Origin of the sequence: Sphingobacterium sp. xlx-96, from assembly GCF_011007365.1 — a bacterium.
Classification (GTDB): Bacteria; Bacteroidota; Bacteroidia; order Sphingobacteriales; family Sphingobacteriaceae; genus Sphingobacterium; species Sphingobacterium luzhongxinii.
The window spans coordinates 186,935-211,712 of sequence record NZ_WFKM01000010.1 but is presented as its reverse complement, the minus strand read 5'-3'; the positions used below and the strand labels follow the sequence as shown (position 1 = coordinate 211,712).

Genomic DNA, 24,778 nt, shown 5'->3' with positions numbered 1-24,778 from the left:
ACTGGTCGGAGCTGTGTCTATCTATACAGGATACGGATCGATACCTGCTCGCTGCGGCTCATAGCCTGCGACAGTATATTCTGGGAGGTAGCTCCCATTTTCTCCAGTACCACATCCTTGGGCGTCTGCTCTTCGTTGCTGTTGCTTTTGTAAGGACGCTCCTGCTTGTCGAAAAGGACGAGCTGTCCGGCATCCCAGCTGTCTGCCACGGCATCCGCAATCTGCTGTTTGAATGTGGTGGATAGTGCTTCCAGCTGCAATTGCTGATCGCTGCTCATCGCGAAGGTGTCTAATAGCCATCCGTCTATATCGGTCCGGATGTGATCGGTCACTACCTGCCGCGAGGCTGGTAGTAGGTTCAGGATAGAGGCCTGCGCATTGGCAAAGCCTGCGTTGTTAAAACTCTGTTTCATAGGAATAAAATTAAATTATTAGCTCAAAATTAGGACAGGGGATTTTCATGAGCAATGGGGCCGGAGGGTCAAAAATGCCGAGGTACAGGAAAATGTACCTCATTTTTGGCTTTTTGGAGCGATGGTCTATTATTGATGCATCCTAGAAATGTTAACTACGGTATGCAACTGCGGGCTTTATTTAACGTGTATGATATCTATTCTATTTTTTTTGTATATTTAGGGTTTTGATTTATTAGCCGATATAAATTTTTTAGCGCATCATGAACTTATTTAAGCCAGATAGACTGACTTATTTTGGGGTCAGTTGGAATCGTATTATTTCTTGTTTTTTTCGCGGTGTCCTCGTCTTTATAATAGCTGCTGCCGCCGCAGCGGTCACCAATCTGGGGCAGCGGGGCATCGAAGGTGAGCTCAGGGCGGGCATAGGGATACTGCTCTTGCTCCTGGGTACTTCTGTGCTGAATATTATTTATGCCGTTTGGGTGTCTGCGGTGTACCGCTGGGTATTTGGCGGGCTGGCAGATGAATCAAAAATACTTAAAAATACGGTATACATTCTTGGAGCGATATTGCCCGCCGTCGGGCTCAATCTGATTTTGCTCCAGATACTGGTATTTTCACATCTAGGCATAATATTTAAATCGGCATACTGGGGCACGGACTTTCCGTTTTTCTTTGTCCCGCTACTGCTGTACGTACTGGCAGTACGGTATTGGCCGCGTGCACGCCTCTTGGGGGAGGAGCGTGTAGAAGATCGGAAGAAGCGGGCTGCGACGTATTTGGATTCATGGATGAAGAGCCGCAGGATGTTTTTTTTGATGAACTACCTGGATATGGTCTACGGCTCCACTGTGGTATACCTGGACAAGAAGGTCCGGATAAAGGATATCTTAGTGATCTCCTTTGAGGATGGGGTGTATTTCTTCATACTGCGCGATGGTACCAAGCTCGCCACTTCGCTCAGATCGACGCATATCGAGAAGTGGTTGCTCAGCAATTGGTTCCTCAGGACAAGCCGCTGGACCTATGTGAATATGCTGTATGTGCAGTTGCCTAAAGTCGGGGATAAAGAATTGAAACTGATCTATTCGGTGAGTGCGAAAATTAGAAAAAAGAAGAATTATGCAACGGTCAATACGGCATTGCTTGTGAACCGCAAGCTGTGGCCTAAACTGGATGCATTTGTACTCGATAGGGAATCGCTGTCGCACGAAGGCTGGGACGGGATGATCGAGCTATAAAGACACTATATGATTATTAATTATTGTTAACCGGCTGTATAGGAGGGGAGTTTAACAGGGACTTCTTTCGGGTTTTTCGGTTTATGGCCCCAATTTCACGGATTGACCATGGAACATCTTCCTAAAGAGATCGCTATACAGCTAGTCGAAATAAATAACTATGCACGCGAAGTGCGCGACTGTATGCTGGAAATACGGGATTGTGTAGTGCGGATGAGCAACGCACAACAACAGGCCGTGCTGCCACCGCTCAGCGACCGCAAATTATTGGACATCGAGCAGGTGCTCGGCATACTGCGCATAGGCCGTACCACCTACTACCGCTTGGTAAATGCAGGCAAACTGGTGCCCCGAAAGATCGGCGAGCGGCACTGCTACTACCTCGAAGACCTGGAGGATATGATCCAGGAAAGTAAACGCCGCGGTAGGATCTAAGCAAACTTTATAGACTTTTTGTTCGACAGCTGTTCGACAGCTGTTCGACAGTTGTTCGACTGTTGTTCGACAGTTGTTCGGGACAGGTTCGGGAGCGCTTCGACTGTTGTTCGACTGTTGTTCGACATGCAGTCGAAGCCCACTCGAAGCCCACTCGAAGCGTTGTCGAAGCCCACTCGAACAAGGGGATACCCAGAGTCGGCCACGTCCCGTAGCGATGTGCATGCGCAGGGCATCCCTGATCGAAGCCCGTGGCATGAATCTACTTGCTGAGCCACTTTTTTTTGTGTTTTTTGGGACAGTCTGTTCCATATCGTCCCATCCAGTCCCATGTTGTTCCATTACTTTATGTTTTAGGTGATAAGACCCTAGTTTCGCTGTTGATATCACGAAATAGTTTACATGTAGACGATGGTTTAACAGTTTTAAAAAATCAAAAAATGGCAAGATTTTTAAAAGGAATTACAGGCGCTTATTCTGGGAAAGTAGGAAGCGTAATCGGCTCCAGCTGGCGTAATGTGGATTATGTACGCTCGCTTCCTAAACGGAGCAATAAGCCGGCTACCGAAGATCAGCTGGCCCAACGGGCACGCTTCGCACTAGCGGTGAGTTTCTTATCACCGATCAAGGATCTCCTCAAGTTGGGCTACTCGGATGCGATGCAGCCTCGCGCTACAGGCTACAACAAGGCGCTGCAGCATCTATTGGCTTACGGTATTACGGGGGCTTACCCAAGTTTCGAATTGGACTATGCTTCCGTAGTGATCGCTAAGGGGGGGCTGGCCAACCTGATGGGGGTGGCATGGACGGAGTCCGCTCCGCAGGAGATCAGCGTGACCTGGACGGTCGAGGAGAACCGATTCAATGCCTTTGCCGATGACTCGGTGATCCTCCTGATGTACAACAAGGAGAAGCAGTTTTTTAGCATCCTGGAGTCGGCAGTACGCAATGACGGCACCATGAGCTTTACCTTTCCAGCTGTCTATGCCGGTGATCATGTGGTCGGCTGGGTATTCACAGGACACCGGGATGGCGTAAAGACTTCGGTTAGCTATTATCTGGGAGAGATTGAAGTGAGTTCATAGCCACAGGGCCTAGTTCTTTTCTCTTGACAGAAAAGAACCAAAAGGTCAAGGCTTGGACGATTACGCTGAAAACACTTCTTAAGTCCTAAACAGCCCGGAGTCGTTTCACTTCTTCGGGTTGTTTTATACGGACTCGTCAAACTGTTTTCTGAACGCGTAACAGTCCTAGGCCAATGGAGCTATCAAGTTAAGTAGTGAACATGTTATCTAGTGAACGAGTTATCTAGTTTTTCAAGATAACAGGTTAACATGATAACAAGATAACAGAGAAAAACATGTACAAAATTCTAAAGAAAATAAGCGCAGTGGTACAGTTGGTGCTGCTGGCTCCGGTCAAGCTGCCTGGAAAGGCGCTGGGTATTATCAAATATGTCGCGCTGGGTCTGGGGATATTGGAGACGGTAATCAGTGAGGGGGTGGATAAGGGTGATAAGGGTGATAAGGTTGATAAGGTTGAGGGGGTTGATAAGGGTGAGAAGGTTGATAAGGTTGATAAAGGTGAGGGGGGTGATGAAGTTGATAGGGATGAATTAGCTGAAGGAGAACCATGAAATTAACGGTTAAACGTATCAGGCAGGGGAAGAACAGTACCCTGTCTGAGATTTATAGGGATGGGAAGTTTTTGTGCTATGGGCTGGAGGATTTGGTGCGCGACAACAAGATCAAGGGGGCGACGGCTATTCCGGTAGGCACCTATCGGTTGCAGCTGAATACATACGGGGGGATGAATGCGCGCTACAAGCGTCGATTCCCGAAGCTACACCGGGGTATGATCGAGCTTATTGATGTGCCTAACTTCAAGTATATCTACATCCATATCGGCAACAACTTTGGCGATACCGCAGGCTGCCTCTTGGTCGGGGAGAGCTATGAGGAGGACGGTGATGGTGATTATTTGCTACTCCAATCTACCAAGGCCTATAAGCGCTTGTATGCGCTGTTGGTGGATGCTGTAGCGGAGGGAGAAGGGGAGGTCGCTATCAGATGACCAAAGGAAGCCTGGAAACTTTTCAGGCGAAAATTACCCAGGCTTCCTCTGGTCAATTGCCTTCAACGCTTCCGATTGCTCTTTGTTATTGGGATGGATTACTAATGGGCCCATAATAGCGAGTTTACGAATTATTCTATCCACATTTTATGCCTGCTCAACATTTTGCTTTGGTGTAATAAAACCCTCGACTATCCAGCTATTATGTTGTTAAATAATATATTGGTTAATATTAGATCCGTTAATGTTGTTAACATTGTCCCAATAATATCTTATTTTTGTCCTACATAGGACCTCCCTAATGAAAGATCAATTGGATATACTAAATGATGTTGCCTTACTGCAGGAAATGGCGAGAGGCAGTACAAAAGCTTATGAACAGCTGTATGAACACTATTTTGATGATATTTACCAGCATGTTTTTTCTAAAATTGGAGAGGAGGAAGCTACTAAAGATATTGTTCATGAGATTTTTCTTAAACTCTGGGAAAAAAGAAAATACCATAATAATGTAGGGAATGTTAAAGGGTATCTATTTATGATTACCAAGAATCATATCTTAGATATCATAGCGCGCCACAAAGTACTTCAAAAATATTATGATTCTTTTAGAGGTTCTATAGGACTGACCGAAGGTACGGATCATTTGATACAGGAAAAGGAAATTAATAGGTATTTGGAAGAAGCAATCGATGCCCTTCCTGCTAAAATGAGAAATATATTTGAATTGAGTCGTAAAGAATTTCTTAGTCATAAAGAAATAGCAGATAAACTTGATATATCAGAAAAGACGGTCAAGACTCAGATTAATAATGCTTTAAAGGTGCTGCGTAAAAAACTTCATCCTTTTTTTCACTTTTTTTTATTTTAATCTACACCCTTCGCACGGTTACTTCGTCTTTATTACGTAACTGACCATAATATTTTTAATGAATCTAACGAAGGACGAATTTAGGGAACTTTTGCTGCGCTATAAGGACGGACTGTGTACCCCGCAAGAACGTCAATATATAGAAACTTGGTATCATAGCTATTTAGATGATGCATTTGAAAATATTTCCTACGGTCGTATGCAGGCTCATAAGGCTGAGATATGGCATAAATTGGAAAAGCAGACCAAATCAAAATCAAGAATAATATTGTTGCATCCTTTTTGGAGGATGGCCGCTGCTAGTATCATAATTGTAGGCATCGCTTTAATAGGTTTGAGGCTTTATGAGGATGCACAATGGGTAGACTATCAGCAGGTCAATGCCATTGCGCCGGCACAGGAGGATGGGCAACTTATACTGGCTGATGGCGAGACCGTAAATCTCAATAAATTGGACAGTGGATCTATCCACACAGAAGATGGGATCATAATTGAACGTCAGGCGGATGGAGCTATATCTTATAGACATGAGGCAGGAAGTGATGTCGTTTTGGAAAATGAATCGAAGTACAACACACTGATAACGCCAAAAGGTCAAAAGTATACTTTATTGCTGACCGACGGTACTAAAGTGACCATGAATGCGGGTTCCCGTATTCGTTTCCCCAATCATTTTAATAATGACCAACGTAAGGTTTATGCACAAGGGGAGCTTTTCTTTGACGTGGCGCATAATGCTGCGCAGCCTTTTGTGGTAGAAACGGACAACCAACAGATACAGGTGCTAGGTACAAAATTTATAGTAGACGAGTTTGAAGAAGGGCAGATGATAAAAACATCATTGATTGAAGGTCGTGTGCGCTTGTCGGCATTGAATAGTAATAAGTCCCTTTTACTTGCTCCGGGCCAACAAGGGAGATTGACTACAGATGGATTGACTAAATCTAACTTTAACCTTGATCTGGAAACAGCTTGGTTAAATGACGATTTCTTATTTATCGAGGATAGCCTCTCAGAAATATTTAAGGAGTTGGAACGCTGGTATGCTATAGATACAAAATATGAGGAAGGCCTGGGCAAACTTAATTTCTCTGGAGCTATCTCACGAAAAAAATCTTTACAGGAGGTGCTTACAATAATGTCATCGACCGGAAAGATAAAATTCGAAATGCGCGGCAATACGCTATTGGCTCGTCTTGCTGATCCTGTAGATATAAAATAATAAATAAATAACTAACCTATAATATCGTAATGAAAACTAATCCAATTGACTTTAAAAAGGTCTTGGGGTCGGTGGTGCATTGTGTAATAAAACGACCACTTTTGACCCTACTGTTAGCTATATCTCTTCAGGGATTCGGCTACGCACAGATAACATTAAAAACTTCGGGCTCTCTGGAGTCGGCTCTTTTTTCAATCCGAAAGCAGTCGGGTTATGATCTATTCTATGAAGCGAAGGATCTCAAGGGGATAGGTAATATTCGTGTTGATTTACAAAATGTGTCCGTAAAAGAATCGTTGGACTATATTTTTAAAGGGCTTCCGCTACAATATCGTATTACCAATAAAAGTATCACCATACTCCGCAAACCGGTGGATAACAATGGAAAATCGGTTGTATCGACACAAAAGCACATCGAGGGAAAAGTAGTCGATGAAAATGGTAGACCGATCAAAGGTGCATCGATCCGTGAAAAATCGAATCCAAGAAATGCTGTCTTGAGTAATGAAGAAGGTAGCTTTATCCTACCCATTACCTCGCTAAACGAGCAATTGATTGTATCCTACATAGGGTTCGATTCTCAGGAAATAAAGGCTACCATGGATTTAAATAAAATGACGGTACGTTTGGTGCCCAAGTCTAATGAAGTGAGTGAGGTAATAATAACGGGTATGATGGAACGTAAAAAAGAAAGCTTCACAGGGGCTACTTCTACATTTACGGGCGAAGAGTTAAAAATGGTCGGAAACCAGAATATTATCGCCGGTTTACGCGCACTAGACCCTTCATTTATTCAAGTAGAGAACAATAGCTTAGGATCAAATCCTAATGCGTTGCCTACACTGGAACTGCGGGGGCAAACCAGTATTACTACAGAAGGTTTGCGGGATGAGTTCTCCCATGATCCCAATCAGCCCTTATTCATATTAGATGGTTTTGAGACCAGTCTACGTACTATTGTCGACCTTGATATGAATATTGTACAATCTGTTACTATTCTTAAAGATGCAGCATCGACCGCGACTTATGGATCGAGAGCATCCAATGGGGTCGTGGTAGTCGAAACCATCAAGCCTAAATCTGGCAAAATTAAATTGTCGTACACGGCTGACTTAAAATCAGAATTTCCAGATTTGAACAGCTACAATATGATGAATGCTGCTGAAAAATTGGAGTTTGAAAGACTATCAGGTAGATATTATTCTAGTAAAGCAGACGAACAGCTGAAACTGGATGCACTCTATAATTCACGCCTCGAAAATGTATTAAGAGGAGTTGATACTTATTGGTTGAACAAGCCTTTACAAACAGGCTATTCCCACCGGCATTCCATCAGCGCAAGAGGTGGTGAAGGGGCTGTAGTTTTTGATGTAGGCGTTAATTATAAAAATACGCAAGGTATAATGATAGGCTCGGGGCGACAAGATTATGGCGCTAATATGAATCTTTCGTACCGCAAAGGTAAATTTAATATCTCCAATAGAACTTTTATTGTAGGTTATTCTTCTGAGGAATCTTCTTATGGAAGCTTTGCAACTTGGGCAGAGGCAAATCCCTATCATGAATTTGCAGATCCATCGGTTCGATTTTTATCCCAAGCTGTTGGTTTTAATCAAGGAAAATCTATAAATATTTCGAACCCGATGTACAACGCAGCACTTAATAGCTTCGACGAATCTTCCAATTTTAATATTAATAATAATATTCAACTGCAATACACCATTGACAATAATTGGAAAATAACAGCTAGTGGTCAGATAAGCAAAGCAAATACGGTGGATAAGGTCTTTATATCTCCTTTAAATACTTCGTTTGAACAGATCGAGTATAATCTAAAAGGTAGTTTGGATCAAACACAAGTAAGTCTTTTTAATTATACAGCGAATGCGATGCTTACCTATGCGAAGCTATTTGGTGCCAAACATTCCGTGACGACAAACTTACGGGCAGAGGTAGCTAATAATAAGGGGGTTTTAGACGGATTTAAGGTCTTAGGGTTTCCTTCTGCTTCAAACGGTAATCCCGCATTTTCGTATGGTTACGGAAGCGGGGCTAGACCTCTTGCCTCTACCAGCTTATCTAGACGTCAATCTTTTATAGTTTCTGGAAATTATTCTTACGATCAACGCTACAATATGGATGTTAACTATAGTGTAGATGGATCAACCAATTTTGGTTCTGATAATCCCTATTCTTCTTACTACTCCTTGGGTTTGAGCTGGAATGCGCACAAAGAGTCTTTTTTACAGGATATCACTTGGCTACATAATTTAAGAGTACGTGGAAATGCTGGTTTGACCGGAAATCAGAATTTCAATAATTCGAGTGAGACGATATTTCAGTACAATAGCGGGATCAACCGCTTCGGACAAGGAATTTATTTTTCTACACTGGGCGCTCCAGATCTTAGACAGCAAAGGACCATACAGACAAGTGTAGGGCTAGACGCATCGTTGTTTAAAAATCGTTTCAATATGCAATTAAATGCCTATAATAAGAAGACAGATCCTCTTGTGGTTGCGATTACTCTACCTTCATCAACAGGTTTACGATCATATCCTTACAATGTAGGAACATCTACTATCAAAGGACTGGAGATGATTCTTAACTATTCACCTATTTTTAAACCTGCCGATCGAGCTGTATTGACTTTCGGTGTTACAGGTGCGGTTTCGGATCAAAAGTATAGTAATTTTAATAATACGCTAAGAAGTCTGAACGAGAAACTTTTGACCAGTAATTCCATGGTGCGATTCCGTGATGGGTACAGTCCGCGGGATTTATGGGCTGTGAAGTCATTGGGGATTGATCCAGGAACTGGCCAGGAGGTTTTTTTGACCCAAAATGGGGAAAAAACGTTTAACTATAGCCCGGATGATATAGTCGTGGTCGGAAATTCGCAACCACTTGCTGAAGGAGTGCTTAGAGGATCTTTGTTGTATAAAGGCTTCTCCGCAAACGTATTTGTACGGTTTATTCTTAACAGAGATTTTATGAATACAGCCTTGTACAATAAGGTAGAAAATATTTCGAATCAAGGACTAGAGTTAAACCAAGATCGTAGAGCTTTATATAGTAGATGGCAAAACCCTGGCGACCATGCACAGTTTAAGGCTATTTCAACAACTTCTACCACACCTATATCTTCTCGTTTTGTGCAGAAGGAAACGACATTCACCGGTGAGTCTATTAATCTAGGTTATGAATTTACTGATAAAAAATGGTTAGATCGGATGATGTTATCCAATGTGAGGCTGTCTGCCTATATGAATGATATATTTTATAGCTCTACTGTACGCCGCGAAAGAGGTATAGATTATCCTTTCGCTCGTTCTGTATCGATGAGTTTATTTGCAACATTTAAGTAGAATACCAATGAAAAATATTAGAATATTATTGTCTCTAGCTAGTTTGTTTTTTATACTTTCTAGTTGTTCGAAATGGCTGGATGTGAAGCCAGAGGATAAGTTTATTGAAGAGGATGTGTTTAGTACGCCGCAAGGGTTTTACGATGCATTAAATGGTATCTATATGAACTTGGGCAAATCAAGTTTATATGGTAGTACGCTTACATTAGATGTCCCAGATGTGCTTGCTCGCATGTATGCAATTAATTCATTCCGGCCAGATTTTAGAAGGCCTTTGAATGCATACAATTACGAAGAGGAAAACGTGCAAAAAACTATTGATAGAATATGGTCTGAGATGTATGCAAATATTGCTAACATTAATGTGTTTATTAGCAACCTGGAGCGTAAGGGAGCAGTATTGGATAAGCAATCTTTGGCAATTATGAAGGGGGAAGCCTTGGCAGCCAGGGCATACCTCTATTTTGACCTGCTGCGTATGTTTGCTCCGGCATATGCTGTCGATCCACTAGCCGAAAGGTTACCATATTACGATAAAGTAAGTAGTGAGATTGTTTCATATTCCACGACTAAAGATGTTCTTGAAAAGATTCTGATTGATCTCGAACTGGCTGCAGGCATATTGCAAGAATCAGATCCTGTAATGGATTTGCCGCTAGTGGATTTAACAGGAGGGAAGGTCGAGTTAGGAGAGAAGCCCTTCTTGACATTCAGAAACTATCACTTTAATTATTATGCAGTTAAAGCTTTAGAGGCGAGAATTCATTTGTATAAAGGAGACAAAGCTGATGCATTAGCAGCAGCCGAAACTGTAATAGGTGCAAAATCAAAGTTCCCATGGGTGACGGTTCAAAATTCGACTTCAAACAAAATTTTCTCTACGGAAATGTTATTTGGCTTTGAAAATACTGATTTATATAACAGATATAGGGCTTTATTTGCTCCTACGCTAGACGATAATACCATTTTAGCAGCCGGAACTAATGATAATTTTTTAAAGAATATTTTCGAAAATTGGGAAAATGATCTTCGGTTTGGTAATCATTGGGTGGAGTCAGGAGGAAAAAATTATAAAGTTTTCATTAAATATCAAGAACCATCTGGCTTTCTTTTAAATTATAAAAATACCGTACCGGGGATTGGTCTGGCAGAGGTGTTTTTAATAGCAGCTGAATGTACACCGGATTCTAATAAAGCATTGACCTATTTGAACGAACTATTGACCAATAGAAAATGTGATGTTATCGCAGATCCTAATGGGGTAAATGATCGTATTGGAAAAGAATATAGAAAGGAATTTTATGGTCAGGGACAACTTTGGTTCTACTATAAAAGAAATCAAGCCTCCTCCATATTAGATGCGACTAACAATACAAATTATTCGATCAGGGAGTCTGTATTTACATTCCCTATTCCATTATCTGAAACAGAACCAAGATAAGGCATGATGAATCTTATATTGCAATTGAAAGTAAATAAATCAGTCAACTGAATGATAACTAAATTAAGATGAAAAATATAAAATTTCTATATAGTCTATTGCTCGCTGCAGTCTGCTTGTCATCCTGTAAGGAGAAAGAGTTGGAACTTTATAATAGTTCTAGTACCATATATTTTGAAGGTAAATTCGTTGGAAAACGATACCAGCCCTTTAGCGATTACTTTTATTCTTTTGGATACACCAATACAGAAATAAAAGTAGATACTTTCAATATTCATGTTATGGCGACCGGTGAAGTGAAAAATAGGGATAGAAAGTACTTGATAGAATTTGATCCTGCGAGTACCCTTAAGGAAGGTAGGGATTACGAATTCGTGAATAAAGAGTTTGCGATAAAAGCCAACAAGGTGTCGGATACAGTACAGATTAGACTTTTGAGAAATAATGTAATGACAATGGAAGCCTTGAATTTGAAAATGCGCTTAAAGGCTAACGCTAATTTTGTTACAGATTTTCAACCGGAGGATATCGAAACCACAACTGCCTCTCAACCCACAACATTTAATGATTTTACCTTATATGTGGATGATATCGCTGGAGCACCTTTTTTCTGGGATAAAAAAATTAATCCAAGTGGCGCTCAAATAATGATCACGTATTTGGGAGAATATAGCTCTAAGAAATTTCAGCTACTGATTGATAGATATGATTTGGATATTCCAACAGTAACATCTCCTGGTTTTAGACCTAGTGTTTCTATGGTTTTTTCTTGGGCTTTTGGAACTCAGGGGTACCTTAATGAAATGAAAGCGAAGGGGACGACGGTTTACGAAGCCGATGGCGTTACAGAGATGAGGATGGGACAAGCTGTAAAATAATAAATGATACGAAGATGAAAAATAAAATATTATACCTACTGTTAACGGTTCTTTCTGTATTTACTTCTTGCAGAAAAGATTTGGGTAATTATGAATATACAGAGTTGGATAGTTTGGTGATTTCTGGTGTTGAAGAAAGTTATACCGGTTATTTAGAGATCAACTTAGAAATTAATCCTGAACTTAATTTTGCAAACGGGAGAGATTTTATAGATAAAGAGTACAGCTATGAATGGTTTACCATCGTTGGAGCGGATAAGAAAGTACTGGCCCAGACCCAAAAATTAAATAAAAAGTTGAACGAGCTGGAGCCGGGCAAACATGAGTTGTACTTTCGAGTTACAGAATTAAGTACCAAACGGTTTTGGGAGATTTCGTCCGAACTGACTATAACGACCAGAATTGCCGATGGCTGGTTGGTGCTGAATAACATCAGCGATACGGCAAGATTAGATATGCTCCATTTTAATAGTACGACCAAAAATTATGAATATAATAAGAACATACTTGCTGAATGGAGTAAAATAGCATTAAAGGGAAAACCTAAATTGGTTTATTTCGTCTATAACTACGATCCATTTACATCAAAACCTACAGCACGGATCTACGTGGGTAGTGATCAGGAGACGTATAGCATTGACAACACCAACAGGGTCTGGACTTCATACCGCAATTTAAAAGAAGAAGTATTCAGACCCACAAAGGTAGGTTATCATGCACAAGTTATTCGAGGAATGGGAAGTAGCAATAGAGTGTATATGTTGGATAGTGATGGCGTGGTTGGATATGAATACATAATAAATGGTTATACTTATGGTCCGACAATTAATCGATTGAATACGGGGGTACAGCTTAAAGTTTCAAAGTATATTGCTGAAAAATACACGAATACGAATCCGTATTTATTGATGTACGATACGGATAATAAGCGCTTTATTACCCATGAAGGAACTAATCGAGCTAGCTTGGTGCCTTCATCTTCATTGCCTGATGTTTTAAATCCAGCTAATGTCGGTGATGATCTGCTTTATATGGAATCCGTTCGTTTATCCAGTATTCAGTTTTATGCATTATTTCAAAATCCTACAACAAAAAAGTTGCGCTTGTTGCGTGCTACAAATCCAAGTAGCGGTGTTCTTAGACCATTAGCATTTGATGATGTGGAAAGTACGTTCGGTATTGAATCGGCCGACTTTTATGCGGTTGATCCAAATTATGGATATTTAATATTTGCTAAGGGGAACAAAGTCTTTCAATACGATCCTTTTAATAAGGTGTTTAAAACACTACTCGATGTAGGAAATCGCTCCATATCGCTAATTAAATTTCAACGTATATTACAGGTTTTCAATAATGTCCGTTACAATGAGTTCGGGTCTAAGTTAATGGTTTGTACTTACGATCAAGCTAATCCGAACAGCTCTGGAAAAATGGAGTTTTATAAAATTAATCTTTCGGACACTCCTGTATTGAATGAAGTATACGAAGGGTTTGGGAAGATTGTAGATGTATCTTATAGACAGTAAACAATTGAAATATCAACGAGTTATTGTACATAAAAACGAACGCATAAAGGCTAGCTATTTTATAGGAAAACTGAATCATACTATTCACAAATGAAAAAAGGTATTGAGATGTTAGAAGCAGAACTGGCCCTAATCAAGAATGATACATTAAAAGGTGATGCTTTGTTGTCGTATTTAAAGATGCAAAAAGAGTATCCCAATTATAAAATTGCACAAGATAAATATAAGCAGTACCTATTGACTGAAAGTCAGGTTAAGCAAAATAGGCATATACGAAACGAAATGGCTCAACTCCAACCAGGAGATCCAGGCTTGAATTTCAAATTTGCTGATCATAAGGGTAATGAAGTGCAATTTTCGGACTTGAAGGGGAAAGTGGTGTTGGTCGATGTATGGGCAACATACTATAAAATTACGGGGATTCCTAGATTTATGATTTTTGATAAAAAAGGCGAAATAGTGACGATCAACTCTCCACGTCCATCAAATCCTCAATTGAAGGAATTATTGGAAGAATTATTAAAAGAAGATTAGTCGTATGATGTACTCCTGTTTAGTGCGAAGCACAGGAACTCATGGGTACCACATATGACATTTAAGAACAAATAAAACTACATATGAAATATCCATGTAGCAGTAGCTGCACAAACACGAATAACCGCGGAGCAGCATGCCTACCTTTTCGATATAAAAGCGTGCATAATATACTTTGGATATTCCATATGACAGATAAAAATCAAACCGAGCTTGCGAGCTCATGAAATAAATGCGAAGCATTCATGAGTTCCATCAAGAAAACAATTAAATGCACGAATAATTATACACATATGAAAAAATGCACAGATATTATTAAAGTTGTAATTATGATAATAGTATTGCCTTTTAATTTGTTGGGACAAACTGACAGCATTCTTGTAAAAGGCATATTGAAAGCACCAAAAGATGAACCAATAGTCAATGTGGTAATTTCTTTTATCGACTATAGTGGAAAACAACATAGCTACGTAGCCAAACCAGAGGTGGATAGGTTCGAAATTAAGGTACCCAAGCAAGAATTGGTAGTCGACGCTACTGTAAGGGCTATTGGAACAGATCGGACAAAAATTATGCAACAGCGGCCCTTGAATATATTTATTCAACATAGTAACATTTTTATCAAGGGCACCAGTGATGAACTACAGCTTGCCTTCGTAAAAGGGGGAGAGGAAAACAACCTTTACAATAAGTTGCGTAAATCTTATCGTAGGTCCACTCAAGAAATGGCTTATATTTATGCGGATCTTTTAAAAAATCCGAATCAGACAGACTCTCCAGTTTGGACAGAGCGCAATAAGAGGATGGTGAAGTTGAGAGACCAGGAAAGAATAGCGCAAAAGGAATTTATAGCTAAAAACCCCAAATCCTTCGTAAGTTTATTCTTGCTTCATCGGATGAAGAATTTGTATACCTCGGATGACTATGCACAAGCATTTTCAGATTTACAACTCCCTGATTTTGAAGGTACAAAAAAGTACTTGGAAATTAAAGCTATTGTTGCGAATGACCTTGTAACCGCCAAAGGTATGCAGGCTATCAATTTTGAGCGTACGACAGCTGATGGCAAGCCATTTACATTGAATGATCTGCGTGGTCGTGTTTTTTTGCTTGATTTTTGGGGAAGCTGGTGTGCCCCATGTAAGGCCTCAATGCCTCATTTGAAAGAACTTCGAGAGAAATATAAGGAAAAGGGCTTCGAAATTGTAGGGGTAGCACAGGAGTTTGGAAAGACAGAGGTTATTTCTAAAACGACCTGGTTAAAATCTATCGATGAATTGGGGATACATTGGATCAATGTATTAAATAATGAGAACAGTGCAAAATTGGATATTGTAAAGTCTTATAACGTGACTGGTTTTCCAACAAAAATCCTAATTGATGCAGAAGGAAAAGTAATTCTCCGTGTAGTTGCTTCGGCAACTGATGATATTGATATTGCTTTAAAAAAGATTTACGGATATTAGGGAGCAAATTGAAAACTAAAAACAAAGAAAGCGCTTCTTGATTATAGAAGCGCTTTTCTATTTTCTACCTTTTTTTACCACCATATTTTGGAGAGAAAAAAATCTCCATTACTCATGTGCGCAACCGCTTCCTTGTAATTTGCTTGATTCAACTCAGCTTCTTCGCTGGAGTATATCACACGTCTAGAATTTTGTCGATTAGTGGATGATGATGTTAATATTGGATTATTTATTGAGATAAGCCATAGACATTTAAGAGAGAGAAGGATTTATCGAGTGGACAAGATAGCTGGAATTTGAATATATTTCCGCTGTAAAAGAATCTAAAGGGATGAGGAGAACTCGAAATTCCATTTTATAGTACCTCTTTATATTACGTCACAATTGTATTGCGGGTAAAGGCGAATTTATGTAGGTTTGTGTTAATCAACGCCTTAATTATATGACCTTCAATTTGTTTATTTCAGCAATATGCCTAGTGATGATGCAACAGGCTGTCCTTGCAAGACCGTTGGAACGGGGCCATTCTGTATACCCAAAAGAGACGACGCATGAATTGCCGCTCAAATGGAAGGTACAGACTAAAGGCAAGGTATTCTCCTCGCCCGTAGTGCAGGATGGCATCCTGTATGTGGGCTCTTGTGATAGCTCGCTCTATGCGATAGAGGCAGCGCAGGGAAATGTGCTGTGGCAATACAGAACGGGAGGCGAGATCCGGTCTGCAGTGGCGGTCGGTGCCGGTCTAGTCTATGTATTGGCCACGGATGGCCATCTATATGCACTGGATGCAAAATCGGGCCTGCTCCGATGGAAGTACCAGACGGAGGGCGAGCAGGTCTACGATGCCTGGGACTATTATCTTTCTGCTCCAGTGCTGGATAGGGGCTTTGTTTACTTTGGCTCGGGCGATGGCCACGTGTACGCGCTCCATGCGCATGACGGTTCGCTGCACTGGCGCTATAAGACAGGCGGCATTGTACATGCCAGCCCGGTTGTGGCGGATGGGGCTATTTTTATTGGTAGTTTTGATGGTTTTTTTTATTGCCTGGAGCGGGACGGAAGCCTGCGCTGGAAGTTTGATACCCTGGGTGAATCGTATTTTCCAAAAGGTGAAGTGCAGTTCCATGCCGTAGTATCGGAGGGGAGGGTGTATTTTGGAGCTAGGGATTTTAATCTGTATGCCCTGAATACCAAAGACGGAACGGGCCACTGGGTGTATCATCAGCAGGGGAGCTGGATAAGTGTGCCGAATGTGTATAAAGACCGATTGGTAGTGACGATGTCGGACTCGTTTTCCGCATTGGTAGTCGATAAGGCGACGGGTAAGGTGCTGGCCGAACCTGCTGTACCCCTGAATGTGTTTGCTAGTCCCTCCCTAAGCGGAGACTTCGCTTATTTTGGTGCGATAGATGGTGTACTGTACCGATTGGCTATGGAAGGGCAGCAGCTGAAGCCTGTTTTTCAGACGGAATGGAGTAAAAGACACCGGTCCGATTTTTTTGGCGCCAATGGTGCCCAGAAAGAGGGACTGCTGTCGGATTATAACGGCGATATAAACCGGCTGTTTGATGCCTACCACGAGATGGGAAGTATTTTCTCTACGGTGTGCATAGAACAAGATAGGCTATATTTTGGCGCAAGCGACGGTATCATCTACGCGTTGCAGAAACTACAATAACTTTAATCTTTTTTACTGTTCATTATTTCCTGCGTAGGCTCTTGCAGTAAGGGGTATTGTCTAAATGATTTTACTTTATTGCCGAGATTTCTGCGGTCTTTGATTGTGTAACTGCTTGTAGTACAGTTTCTTTTTTGTTATTTTTTACATTGTCCCCTTTTTGTCCCTAGTGATAATAGCAGTTTTCATAGACGAATATGTAACATTGTCTATCCAAAGACACCAAACAAAGACAAATATATGAACAAAGAATATTGTAAGACTGTGGTACAACACCGGTTGCCGCATTCGATTATGAGCTCATACATTTTTGCAAGAACAAGAACCGTAGGTGTATCTCATTCAAAATTAAAAGAGGAAAAACTTTTATCAGATACCGACTAATTATGCCTGCAACAACACACTATCGGACTACTGGATGTAAAGAAATTGTTCATTTCTTCAACAGGATAAATCCGGTATCGCCCGAAGCCGCCCTTTTCTTATTAAAAAATACAAAGTATGTATCCATCAAAAAGGGAAAGTTCATTCGAAGCCCTATAGACCAGCCCGATATGGTGCATTTTGTTGTCAAAGGACTCATCCGGAGGTTTTTCAAAGATGAAGGAGAGGAGGTTACCACCTGGATCAACGGGGAGAGCAATATTATAGGGAGTATCCGTAATCTGGATTTGGATGATGAGACCAATGAATATCTACAGACCTTAGAGGATACGCTGTTGATTGAGATTAGTCGTAAATCGCTCGAAACACTGTATGAAAAATTCTATGGAGCAAATATCATCGGTCGTATAATTCTCGAAATGTATTATAGAGATGCTGAGGAACGGGCTTTCCTATGTCGATTGCCTTCGGCAGAAAAACGCTATCGGAGATTTGAGATGACCTGTCCGGGGATGATCGGCCTGAGGAGGATAGCGCAGGCTAGGTTGATTAAGTGGTCCGAAAATGCTATATTAGGTTGTTGTTTGTTATTCAAACTGCTTGTTTTCCGTCTTTACGTCTGTCAGCCCGCGGACGTAAAGATAAAAATCAAACCGAGTGTAACGAGCTCTTTAATACAGATGAGATCAAATACGCTCAAATAATTAAATATATGAACAATTCCGATGCTCAGGACGAACGTATCGCAAAAATGGTATTCGCATCCGTTTATCCGCACTATGTAGCCAAAGTGGAGAAAAAGGGACGGACGGAGGAGGAGCTCCATCAAGTCATCACCTGGTTGACGGGGTTTGGTACCGCTGATTTGCAACGGTGCATAGCTGATCGCATTACCTTTGAAGAGTTTTTTGAGAAGGCGAGCCTCCATCCCAATGCAGGACTGATTACCGGTGTTATCTGCGGATACCGGGTAGAAAATATCGAAAACGTATTGACACAAAAGGTAAGATACCTGGACAAATTGGTGGATGAGCTGGCTAAAGGTAAGAAGATGGAGAAGATTTTGCGATGATGGTCGAAAGCCTGTCCCGGGGTAGGAACAGGCTTCTTGTAGGCTATAATGCTAGTTCCGGAATTCTGGTACTGAAAGTAACGGGGGAGGTGATGGCTGTAATCAGCTCCTTCTTAAAGTCTTCTTTTGACACGTTGACTGCCCCGAACTGTGTAAACCAACTGTCTGCTGCTCCGCTAATGTGCAGCTTAAACCCATCTTCTTTAAGTTTGGTCAATAGATAACAAAAAGCCACTTTACTCGCATTATCGATCGTTCTGAAGAGACTTAATGTCACGAAGTACCCGTTTAGAGATACCCCCAAAACACCACCGACAAGCTTGCCATTTTGGTAGGTTTCGACGCTATGGGCTATGCCCATGTCGTGAAGTTCTAACATCACCTTGATATATTCAGGCGTTATCCATGTTGTCGTTTTCTCTCCCCGGGGTTTGGCGCAGTTTCTTATGGTCTGTTCAAAATTCATGTTCAACCTGACTTCAAAGCGCTTGTCTTCGTCCTGTAGTCTGTCTTTTTTCAAACAACGTAACAGATCATTTCTTATCTTAAAATCGGCTATGGGGATAATACCCCGGGGATCGGGATCAAACCAGATAAACACCTTGTTGTTATCGACTTTAGGCATAGGAAATGTGCCTTGTAAAAAGCCCTGAACCATGGTGTATGCTGTTAGTTTGGCCTGTGCATAGGCCCAGAACAAGGCTTCTTCTTCTCCGCCAGATACCTTTACCAAACCGCCGTGAAATGCTTTTTGAAATAGCCGGAGGGTAGAATTTTTATACTTTCCCGGGATAACAGATGACACTATCTTTCGAAATACTCCCATAATCCATGTTATTAGTTAACGAATTGATTAGTTGTGTTTTACTCAAATTTAGCAGAATTTATTTAATAGAAGTGATAAAAGTTTACTACATACAGGTGATTTATCTTTCTATGGTTGTCATTATTGCATAATCAACCCGCAGAAATCAAATCGCTGCTATCGAAATAATCCATCTTAATTGTAAAATAATCCATTTTTGTAATAAGGTTCTATCTGTAGATTTATTATAACAATTATGTTGATCGATTTTTTTTGTCTTTTGGCTTGACTAGTTAGCATCGATTATTGCACACCTAAAAACTAATATATGAACTACACACAAATTATGTCAAAGAGAGAGAGAAGTTGGCTCTCGGAAAAACCAATGGGGATTGTGAAATTAACCGCTGTTATGATGTGCTTGTTCGGGCTGCATGCCAATGCAGAGGAAATGGCGCTTAAAAACGAATACCCAAAGTCAATAGAAGCATCAAATAAAATGCTTGTGGATATAAGGGGGCGAGTTGTAGACGAAGCCGGCCAACCTATATCGGGCGTTAGTGTTAAGATTAAGGGCACATCCTTAGTTACTCAAACCAATGAAAATGGAACATTTTCCATTCAAAATGCGGGTAGCGGAACTGTAGTTTTAGAGTTTGTTTTTATTGGTTACAATAGAGAGGAAGTTCGAACAGATGGTTCGGCTCCTGTCAACATTCGACTGACCCGAAGCACCTTAGAATTAACCGATGTTGTAGTAACTGCTTTAGGTATAAGCCGCCAAAAACGCTCATTAAGTTATGCTGTGAGTGATATTAAAGGCGAGGACATCGTGCATGCGGGTAGCAGTAATTTAGGTACATCCTTAATGGGAAAGCTTGCTGGGGTAGATGTTTCCAATATGTCTGGTGGACCAATGACGGGTACCCGTATCAACATAAGAGGTATCAATAGTTTGGATGGTAGCGCTCGTCCCTTAATTGTTTTAGACGGTATACCTGTAAATGATAACGATGATGGTTTTACTGGTCGTGGTGCCGGGGGGACAGCTAATGGATCTTTGTTGAATACGATAAATCCGGAGGATATCGCATCCCTAACTGTTTTACGTGGGGCCAATGCCGCAGCGCTTTATGGTTCACAAGCAATAAACGGAGCGATTGTGATTACAACTAAAAAAGGTGTTGTGAATAAAGGGATAGGAATTTCTTTTAACAGCAGCTACACTGTTGACCAGATAACAGGATTGCCAGAGTATCAGAATGAATATGGTAACGGTACTACACCTTATTTTACGACATTTGCTGCCGATGGCGTTACCCCAACTTATGTGAGTACGTCGACACAAAACTTTGGTCCCAAACTGGAAGGTCAAACGGTACAGTGGTGGGACGGTGTGGCCCGCCCGTGGGTTGCTCAGCCCAATAACTTTAGAGATATCTTTAATGAAGGGTATACAAACAGCAATACATTGGGTATTTCTGGTGCTAACGAGAAAGGTAATTTTCGTTTATCAGCCACAAACTTTAATTATGGTGGCTTTTTGCCCAACATGAAACAGAAGCGTAATTCTATAAGTTTTGCTTCGGGGTATAATTTTACGGATAAATTAACAGTGGATGCACAGATTATATACAACAGCATCAATAACCAAAATCCTGCACAAAGGATTGATAGAGCATCCAATTATCCGATTCCTAGAAATGAAATCATTAGCTTATACGAAGATAACTACAAAAACAGTTTAGGTTATTACCTTACAGATGAAATAAGTACGATCTCAGGAAATTTTAGAGACAATATTTTACGTCCTTTATTTTGGGATCAAAGAGAGAACCGCTATACAAGTGATCAACAACAGTTTTTAGCGAGTATTACTGGTACCTATAAAGTCAGTGATTTATTAAGCTTTCGTATACGGGGGGGCACCGACAGGTATTTTAATTTAAATGAAACTAAAGAACGTTGGTTAGCATTCTCTAACCCGACTGATGCTTCGAGCTTACAAGGAAATTATTCAAGAGTTATTGGTCAAAGCTTTCGTAATTACGGTGAATTTTTGGCTTTATTCACTAAAGATATTAATCCGGATTTTAAACTTGGTGTAAATCTAGGTGCTTCAATTGATGATAGCTATGGATATTCCAACAATCTAGCGACAAGAGGACTACGCTTCAATGACGTGTTTAGTTTTAACAACAGTAAATCAACTGTAGGATTACCTAAACCTTCGGGTTCATCTGGTGGTGAACGTTATGATGCATTATTTGGTTCTGCTTCGTTATCTTTTAGAGATTACCTGTATTTAGATGTTACAGCCAGAAATGACTGGTCATCAAAATTGCCAAGCTACAGTCGGAGTTACTTTTATCCATCCGTCGGTTTAAGTTTAATTTTATCCGATGTAGTTAAAATGCCTGCTTTTATAAGCTATGCTAAGTTAAGAGGTTCTTATGCACAAGTCGGGAACACAGTACCAAGTAGATACTTCGCCAATTCGTCCTATGCTATTGGTTCCTATTTGCAAGGTAACGGAACGTCGGCTGTTACAAGCAGCATTCCTGCAAGTGTGCCACCAACCTCAATCAAGGCGGAGAAAAACTATTCCAATGAATATGGTTTAGAATTATCGTTTTTGAAGAATAGGATTAATTTAGATGTAACTTATTATAACAATCGCGGGGTAGATCTAATTGCATCTACAAGTGTCGCGCCATCTAGCGGTGCTTCTAACTTAAGAATCAACTCAGGTAGTTTAGCAAACAAAGGTCTTGAAGTTTCATTAAGCGCAGATGCTGTAAGATCAGATGAATTTAGATGGCGTATAAGTGCCAATACCAGTATCGTAAAAAGAAAGGTTATCTCTTTATCAGAGGGAATTGAAGAGCGTATTCTAGGTAATCCGTTCAACACCGTATTTAAAGCTGTAGTGGGAGACTCTCCTTATGATATCTATATGTACAAATTGGCTCGTAATGAAGATGGTAAACTAATCGTTGATGCCAATGGGAATGTAACTTTCGAATCTGAATTGTCTAAAGTTGGAAATGCGTTGCCAAAGATGTATGGAGGTTTATTCAATACTTTTAGTTATAAAGGATTTGATCTTCAAGTTTCAATGAATTACCGCTTAGGGGGTAACATCGTTTCTTATACGAATCAATTCATGAAATCTTCGGGTGTTTCCAAAGAGACTTTGTTTGGCCGTGACGCAGAGCATGGGGGTATAGCATTTTATACGCAAGGAGGTAAAAATATTATTTTGAAGAATGGAGAAACGCCTCCTACAGGGGTAATTGTGAGGAATGATGGTATTTTGGTAGATGGCGTTAAAGCAGATGGCACACCAAATGAAAATGTAATTGCTGCAAACGTTTATTATGGAAATCGTTATGGTGGTTTTAGTACGGAAGATGCTGTTTATAAAAATAACTATTTATACTTAGGTGAATTATCGTTAAACTACAACGTGCCCAACAAATTTGTGGCAAATGCAGGTTTCACTGATCTTAAAATAGGACTAATAGGTCGTAATCTATTCTATATTTATAAATCATTGCCGAATGTATCTCCAAACTCAGCAATTGGTACTGGAGGTACCAATGCAGGCTATGAATATACAGCATATCCAACAGCAAGGAATATTGGTTTTTCTGTAACAGCTAAATTTTAACAGAAATTAAAGTAGCGCTTAATTAATTCACGAAAAATACTTACGACAATGAAAACAAGTAAAATATATATATCGGGTATTTGTGCGATAGCACTTTCCTTAACTTTAGCTTCTTGTGAGAAAAGGTTAGACGATTTATTTCAAAACCCAGAATCCAATACGGAGACAAAAATAGAATACCTTTTACCTACGGCAATAGATAAAACGCTACGTCAGGATTATTCGGATATTTATACTAATCACATGCCCGTTATTAGTCAGCTAGTACAGGTTTTAGGTTCGACGACTGATCACGTTACGAGTAATGTCTATACCTGGACAAATGCGGCAGATAAAGGTCGTTGGGGGGATTATTATACCGGTAAAATGGTCGACCTTAAAGGGATGGAGCAGTTATACAATTATACCTTAACTGATGCTCAAAAAGAAGAGTATAAACCTTATTATATGATGGCCAAAATCTTAATGGCTTACAATACTGCAAAGCAAACAGATCTGTTTGATGATATGCCTTATAGCGAAGCTTTCAAAGCACAAAACTCTTTATTTGGTCAGCCCGTGGTTCTGTATCCAAAGTATGATGATCAAAAGTCTATTTATTATGCTATTTTAGCAGATCTAAAAGAAGCTGCAAGTTCATTGGCCGCTACCACTTTACAACCAACATTGTACACCTCTCATGCCGCATTTCCACAACAGGATATTTTGTTTCAAGGAAATTTAAGTAAGTGGGTCAAATTTGCTAATTCACTAAGACTGCGTTATGCGATTCGTATCGCTGCTAAAGATGATGCCAAGACCAAGCTGGAGATTAATGATTTATTGAGTACAAATGCACCTATGGTAACAACCAATGCTGATAATGTCTATTTATATTTAGGCGACCAGACGGCGGTGGCTGGTGGTGGTGGTAACACACAAACGCGTGCATTTAATGAGCAATCTAATTTTAGCTTCGCACCAAAACTAATGGTCGATAAAATGGTAGCCGCTAATGACCCCCGGTTGCCGATATTTTTCAAAAAACCGGCAACAAATCCGATTTATGAAGGTATGCCAGCAGCTGAGGATGCCAAAGCTACATTAGGGTTGAATGCAACTACAATTCCTTTGCGTATTGCGCGCTTAGATTCGACAACTTTTGTAAGAAATACCAAGCTGCCGACCGGGGTAGGTATAACAGCTGCCGATGTTGATTTCTTGTTGGCCGAAGCAGCTTTGAAAGGATACATTACGGGGGGAGATTTTGCCATGGCCAAATCATATTATGATGAAGGTATTAAAAGGTCTATTGAAGCCTATTATGACATCTATATTAAAAGTGGTGCACCCACTAAAGTACCTAGCTTGGCTGTGCAACCAACGACAGCTGTAAAAGTAGCTTTGGTAAATTCGTCTACTTACACACTTAATCCAAGTACTGCATTAGAACAAATTGGTATTCAGAAATGGATGAACACTAATATATTAGAGAGTTATGAAACCTATGCTGAATATCGCAGGTTAGACTTTCCGGTATTACACCCCGATGTGCAAGATGGAATTCAGCTCAACACCGCTGATAAATTACCCGTGCGTTTACTTTATCCAGCTTCAGAAATTGCGAGTAATGGGACTAATTTTAATGCTGTTGCCCCTAAAAACAATCAAAATACAAAAGTTTGGTGGGATGTTAACTAAAAAAATATAGATCTG

20 protein-coding genes are annotated in these 24,778 nt (G+C 40.4%); 18 read left to right on the top strand and 2 right to left on the bottom strand.

All coding sequences use genetic code 11. The annotated features are described in order from the left end of the window. Positions 1-17 precede the first annotated feature (17 nt). Positions 18-278, bottom strand: a complete 261-nt coding sequence (locus G7B20_RS13685) for a hypothetical protein (RefSeq protein ID WP_164111975.1) — start codon at positions 276-278, stop codon at positions 18-20. A gap of 575 nt (positions 279-853) precedes the next feature. On the opposite strand from G7B20_RS13685, the gene G7B20_RS13680 reads away from it, so the two are divergent. The 16 genes from G7B20_RS13680 (at position 854) to G7B20_RS13605 (ending at position 18,605) form a co-directional block, all read left to right on the top strand. Further along, on the top strand, positions 854-1,657 hold the full coding sequence (locus G7B20_RS13680) for a hypothetical protein (RefSeq protein ID WP_164111974.1): 804 nt from the start codon (positions 854-856) through the stop codon (positions 1,655-1,657). 108 nt (positions 1,658-1,765) lie between these two features. Further along, positions 1,766-2,092, top strand: a complete 327-nt coding sequence (locus G7B20_RS19350; protein ID WP_205600222.1) for a helix-turn-helix transcriptional regulator — start codon at positions 1,766-1,768, stop codon at positions 2,090-2,092. A 293-nt stretch (positions 2,093-2,385) separates the two neighbouring features. Next, positions 2,386-3,177, top strand: coding sequence for a DUF6266 family protein (locus G7B20_RS13670; RefSeq protein WP_164111973.1), 792 nt, complete (start codon positions 2,386-2,388; stop codon positions 3,175-3,177). 275 nt (positions 3,178-3,452) lie between these two features. Then, positions 3,453-3,728 carry a hypothetical protein gene (locus G7B20_RS13665; protein WP_164111808.1) on the top strand — a complete coding sequence of 92 codons (276 nt, stop codon included), beginning with the start codon at positions 3,453-3,455 and terminating at the stop codon, positions 3,726-3,728. Continuing rightward, the gene (locus G7B20_RS13660; protein ID WP_164111972.1) at positions 3,725-4,165 is read left to right on the top strand and encodes a DUF5675 family protein; all 441 of its coding nucleotides are present in this window, start codon (positions 3,725-3,727) and stop codon (positions 4,163-4,165) included. The genes G7B20_RS13665 and G7B20_RS13660 overlap by 4 nt, the downstream gene beginning before the upstream one ends. Positions 4,166-4,466: 301 nt before the next feature. Then, entirely contained in the window at positions 4,467-5,036 is a 570-nt protein-coding gene (locus G7B20_RS13655; protein WP_164111971.1) for an RNA polymerase sigma factor, read from the top strand. A 58-nt stretch (positions 5,037-5,094) separates the two neighbouring features. Next, a complete protein-coding gene (locus G7B20_RS13650) occupies positions 5,095-6,258 on the top strand; it encodes a FecR family protein (protein WP_164111970.1) in 1,164 nt (387 codons plus the stop codon). A 29-nt stretch (positions 6,259-6,287) separates the two neighbouring features. Continuing rightward, positions 6,288-9,626, top strand: a complete 3,339-nt coding sequence (locus tag G7B20_RS13645; RefSeq protein WP_164111969.1) for a SusC/RagA family TonB-linked outer membrane protein — start codon at positions 6,288-6,290, stop codon at positions 9,624-9,626. A 7-nt stretch (positions 9,627-9,633) separates the two neighbouring features. After that, positions 9,634-11,067, top strand: coding sequence for a RagB/SusD family nutrient uptake outer membrane protein (locus tag G7B20_RS13640; protein WP_164111968.1), 1,434 nt, complete (start codon positions 9,634-9,636; stop codon positions 11,065-11,067). A gap of 68 nt (positions 11,068-11,135) precedes the next feature. Continuing rightward, positions 11,136-11,945 carry a DUF4843 domain-containing protein gene (locus G7B20_RS13635; protein ID WP_164111967.1) on the top strand — a complete coding sequence of 270 codons (810 nt, stop codon included), beginning with the start codon at positions 11,136-11,138 and terminating at the stop codon, positions 11,943-11,945. A gap of 14 nt (positions 11,946-11,959) precedes the next feature. Further along, entirely contained in the window at positions 11,960-13,471 is a 1,512-nt protein-coding gene (locus tag G7B20_RS13630; RefSeq protein ID WP_164111966.1) for a PKD-like family lipoprotein, read from the top strand. A gap of 90 nt (positions 13,472-13,561) precedes the next feature. Then, on the top strand, positions 13,562-14,005 hold the full coding sequence (locus G7B20_RS13625; protein WP_164111965.1) for a TlpA family protein disulfide reductase: 444 nt from the start codon (positions 13,562-13,564) through the stop codon (positions 14,003-14,005). Positions 14,006-14,334: 329 nt separating this feature from the next. Then, the gene (locus G7B20_RS13620; protein WP_164111964.1) at positions 14,335-15,471 is read left to right on the top strand and encodes a TlpA family protein disulfide reductase; all 1,137 of its coding nucleotides are present in this window, start codon (positions 14,335-14,337) and stop codon (positions 15,469-15,471) included. Between the two features lie 442 nt (positions 15,472-15,913). Next, complete coding sequence (locus G7B20_RS13615) at positions 15,914-17,149, top strand: PQQ-binding-like beta-propeller repeat protein (RefSeq protein WP_317164370.1); 1,236 nt, start codon at positions 15,914-15,916, stop codon at positions 17,147-17,149. A gap of 386 nt (positions 17,150-17,535) precedes the next feature. Then, positions 17,536-18,237, top strand: a complete 702-nt coding sequence (locus G7B20_RS13610) for a Crp/Fnr family transcriptional regulator (RefSeq protein WP_164111962.1) — start codon at positions 17,536-17,538, stop codon at positions 18,235-18,237. Positions 18,238-18,245: 8 nt separating this feature from the next. Continuing rightward, positions 18,246-18,605: a DUF2200 domain-containing protein gene (locus G7B20_RS13605; protein WP_164111961.1), complete on the top strand. Its 360-nt coding sequence runs from the start codon at positions 18,246-18,248 to the stop codon at positions 18,603-18,605. A gap of 43 nt (positions 18,606-18,648) precedes the next feature. On the opposite strand, the gene G7B20_RS13600 is transcribed toward G7B20_RS13605, so the two are convergent. After that, positions 18,649-19,431, bottom strand: coding sequence for a leucyl/phenylalanyl-tRNA--protein transferase (locus G7B20_RS13600; protein ID WP_164111960.1), 783 nt, complete (start codon positions 19,429-19,431; stop codon positions 18,649-18,651). A 307-nt stretch (positions 19,432-19,738) separates the two neighbouring features. On the opposite strand from G7B20_RS13600, the gene G7B20_RS13595 reads away from it, so the two are divergent. Both G7B20_RS13595 and G7B20_RS13590 read left to right on the top strand, forming a co-directional pair. Further along, positions 19,739-23,083 (top strand): SusC/RagA family TonB-linked outer membrane protein, encoded by a 3,345-nt coding sequence (locus G7B20_RS13595; RefSeq protein ID WP_164111959.1) that lies wholly within the window; start codon positions 19,739-19,741, stop codon positions 23,081-23,083. A 48-nt stretch (positions 23,084-23,131) separates the two neighbouring features. Continuing rightward, entirely contained in the window at positions 23,132-24,763 is a 1,632-nt protein-coding gene (locus tag G7B20_RS13590) for a SusD/RagB family nutrient-binding outer membrane lipoprotein (protein ID WP_164111958.1), read from the top strand. Positions 24,764-24,778 lie beyond the last annotated feature (15 nt).

What these genes read in the sequence shown, in the direction of transcription:
- G7B20_RS13685 (WP_164111975.1), bottom strand. Translation starts at nt 278, where the DNA reads ATGAGCAGCGATCAGCAATTGCAGCTGGAAGCACTATCCACCACATTC.
- G7B20_RS19350 (WP_205600222.1), top strand. Translation starts at nt 1,766, where the DNA reads ATGGAACATCTTCCTAAAGAGATCGCTATACAGCTAGTCGAAATAAAT.
- G7B20_RS13665 (WP_164111808.1), top strand. Translation starts at nt 3,453, where the DNA reads ATGTACAAAATTCTAAAGAAAATAAGCGCAGTGGTACAGTTGGTGCTG.
- G7B20_RS13660 (WP_164111972.1), top strand. Translation starts at nt 3,725, where the DNA reads ATGAAATTAACGGTTAAACGTATCAGGCAGGGGAAGAACAGTACCCTG.
- G7B20_RS13655 (WP_164111971.1), top strand. Translation starts at nt 4,467, where the DNA reads ATGAAAGATCAATTGGATATACTAAATGATGTTGCCTTACTGCAGGAA.
- G7B20_RS13650 (WP_164111970.1), top strand. Translation starts at nt 5,095, where the DNA reads ATGAATCTAACGAAGGACGAATTTAGGGAACTTTTGCTGCGCTATAAG.
- G7B20_RS13645 (WP_164111969.1), top strand. Translation starts at nt 6,288, where the DNA reads ATGAAAACTAATCCAATTGACTTTAAAAAGGTCTTGGGGTCGGTGGTG.
- G7B20_RS13640 (WP_164111968.1), top strand. Translation starts at nt 9,634, where the DNA reads ATGAAAAATATTAGAATATTATTGTCTCTAGCTAGTTTGTTTTTTATA.
- G7B20_RS13635 (WP_164111967.1), top strand. Translation starts at nt 11,136, where the DNA reads ATGAAAAATATAAAATTTCTATATAGTCTATTGCTCGCTGCAGTCTGC.
- G7B20_RS13630 (WP_164111966.1), top strand. Translation starts at nt 11,960, where the DNA reads ATGAAAAATAAAATATTATACCTACTGTTAACGGTTCTTTCTGTATTT.
- G7B20_RS13625 (WP_164111965.1), top strand. Translation starts at nt 13,562, where the DNA reads ATGAAAAAAGGTATTGAGATGTTAGAAGCAGAACTGGCCCTAATCAAG.
- G7B20_RS13620 (WP_164111964.1), top strand. Translation starts at nt 14,335, where the DNA reads ATGATAATAGTATTGCCTTTTAATTTGTTGGGACAAACTGACAGCATT.
- G7B20_RS13615 (WP_317164370.1), top strand. Translation starts at nt 15,914, where the DNA reads ATGACCTTCAATTTGTTTATTTCAGCAATATGCCTAGTGATGATGCAA.
- G7B20_RS13610 (WP_164111962.1), top strand. Translation starts at nt 17,536, where the DNA reads ATGCCTGCAACAACACACTATCGGACTACTGGATGTAAAGAAATTGTT.
- G7B20_RS13605 (WP_164111961.1), top strand. Translation starts at nt 18,246, where the DNA reads ATGAACAATTCCGATGCTCAGGACGAACGTATCGCAAAAATGGTATTC.
- G7B20_RS13600 (WP_164111960.1), bottom strand. Translation starts at nt 19,431, where the DNA reads ATGGGAGTATTTCGAAAGATAGTGTCATCTGTTATCCCGGGAAAGTAT.
- G7B20_RS13595 (WP_164111959.1), top strand. Translation starts at nt 19,739, where the DNA reads ATGAACTACACACAAATTATGTCAAAGAGAGAGAGAAGTTGGCTCTCG.
- G7B20_RS13590 (WP_164111958.1), top strand. Translation starts at nt 23,132, where the DNA reads ATGAAAACAAGTAAAATATATATATCGGGTATTTGTGCGATAGCACTT.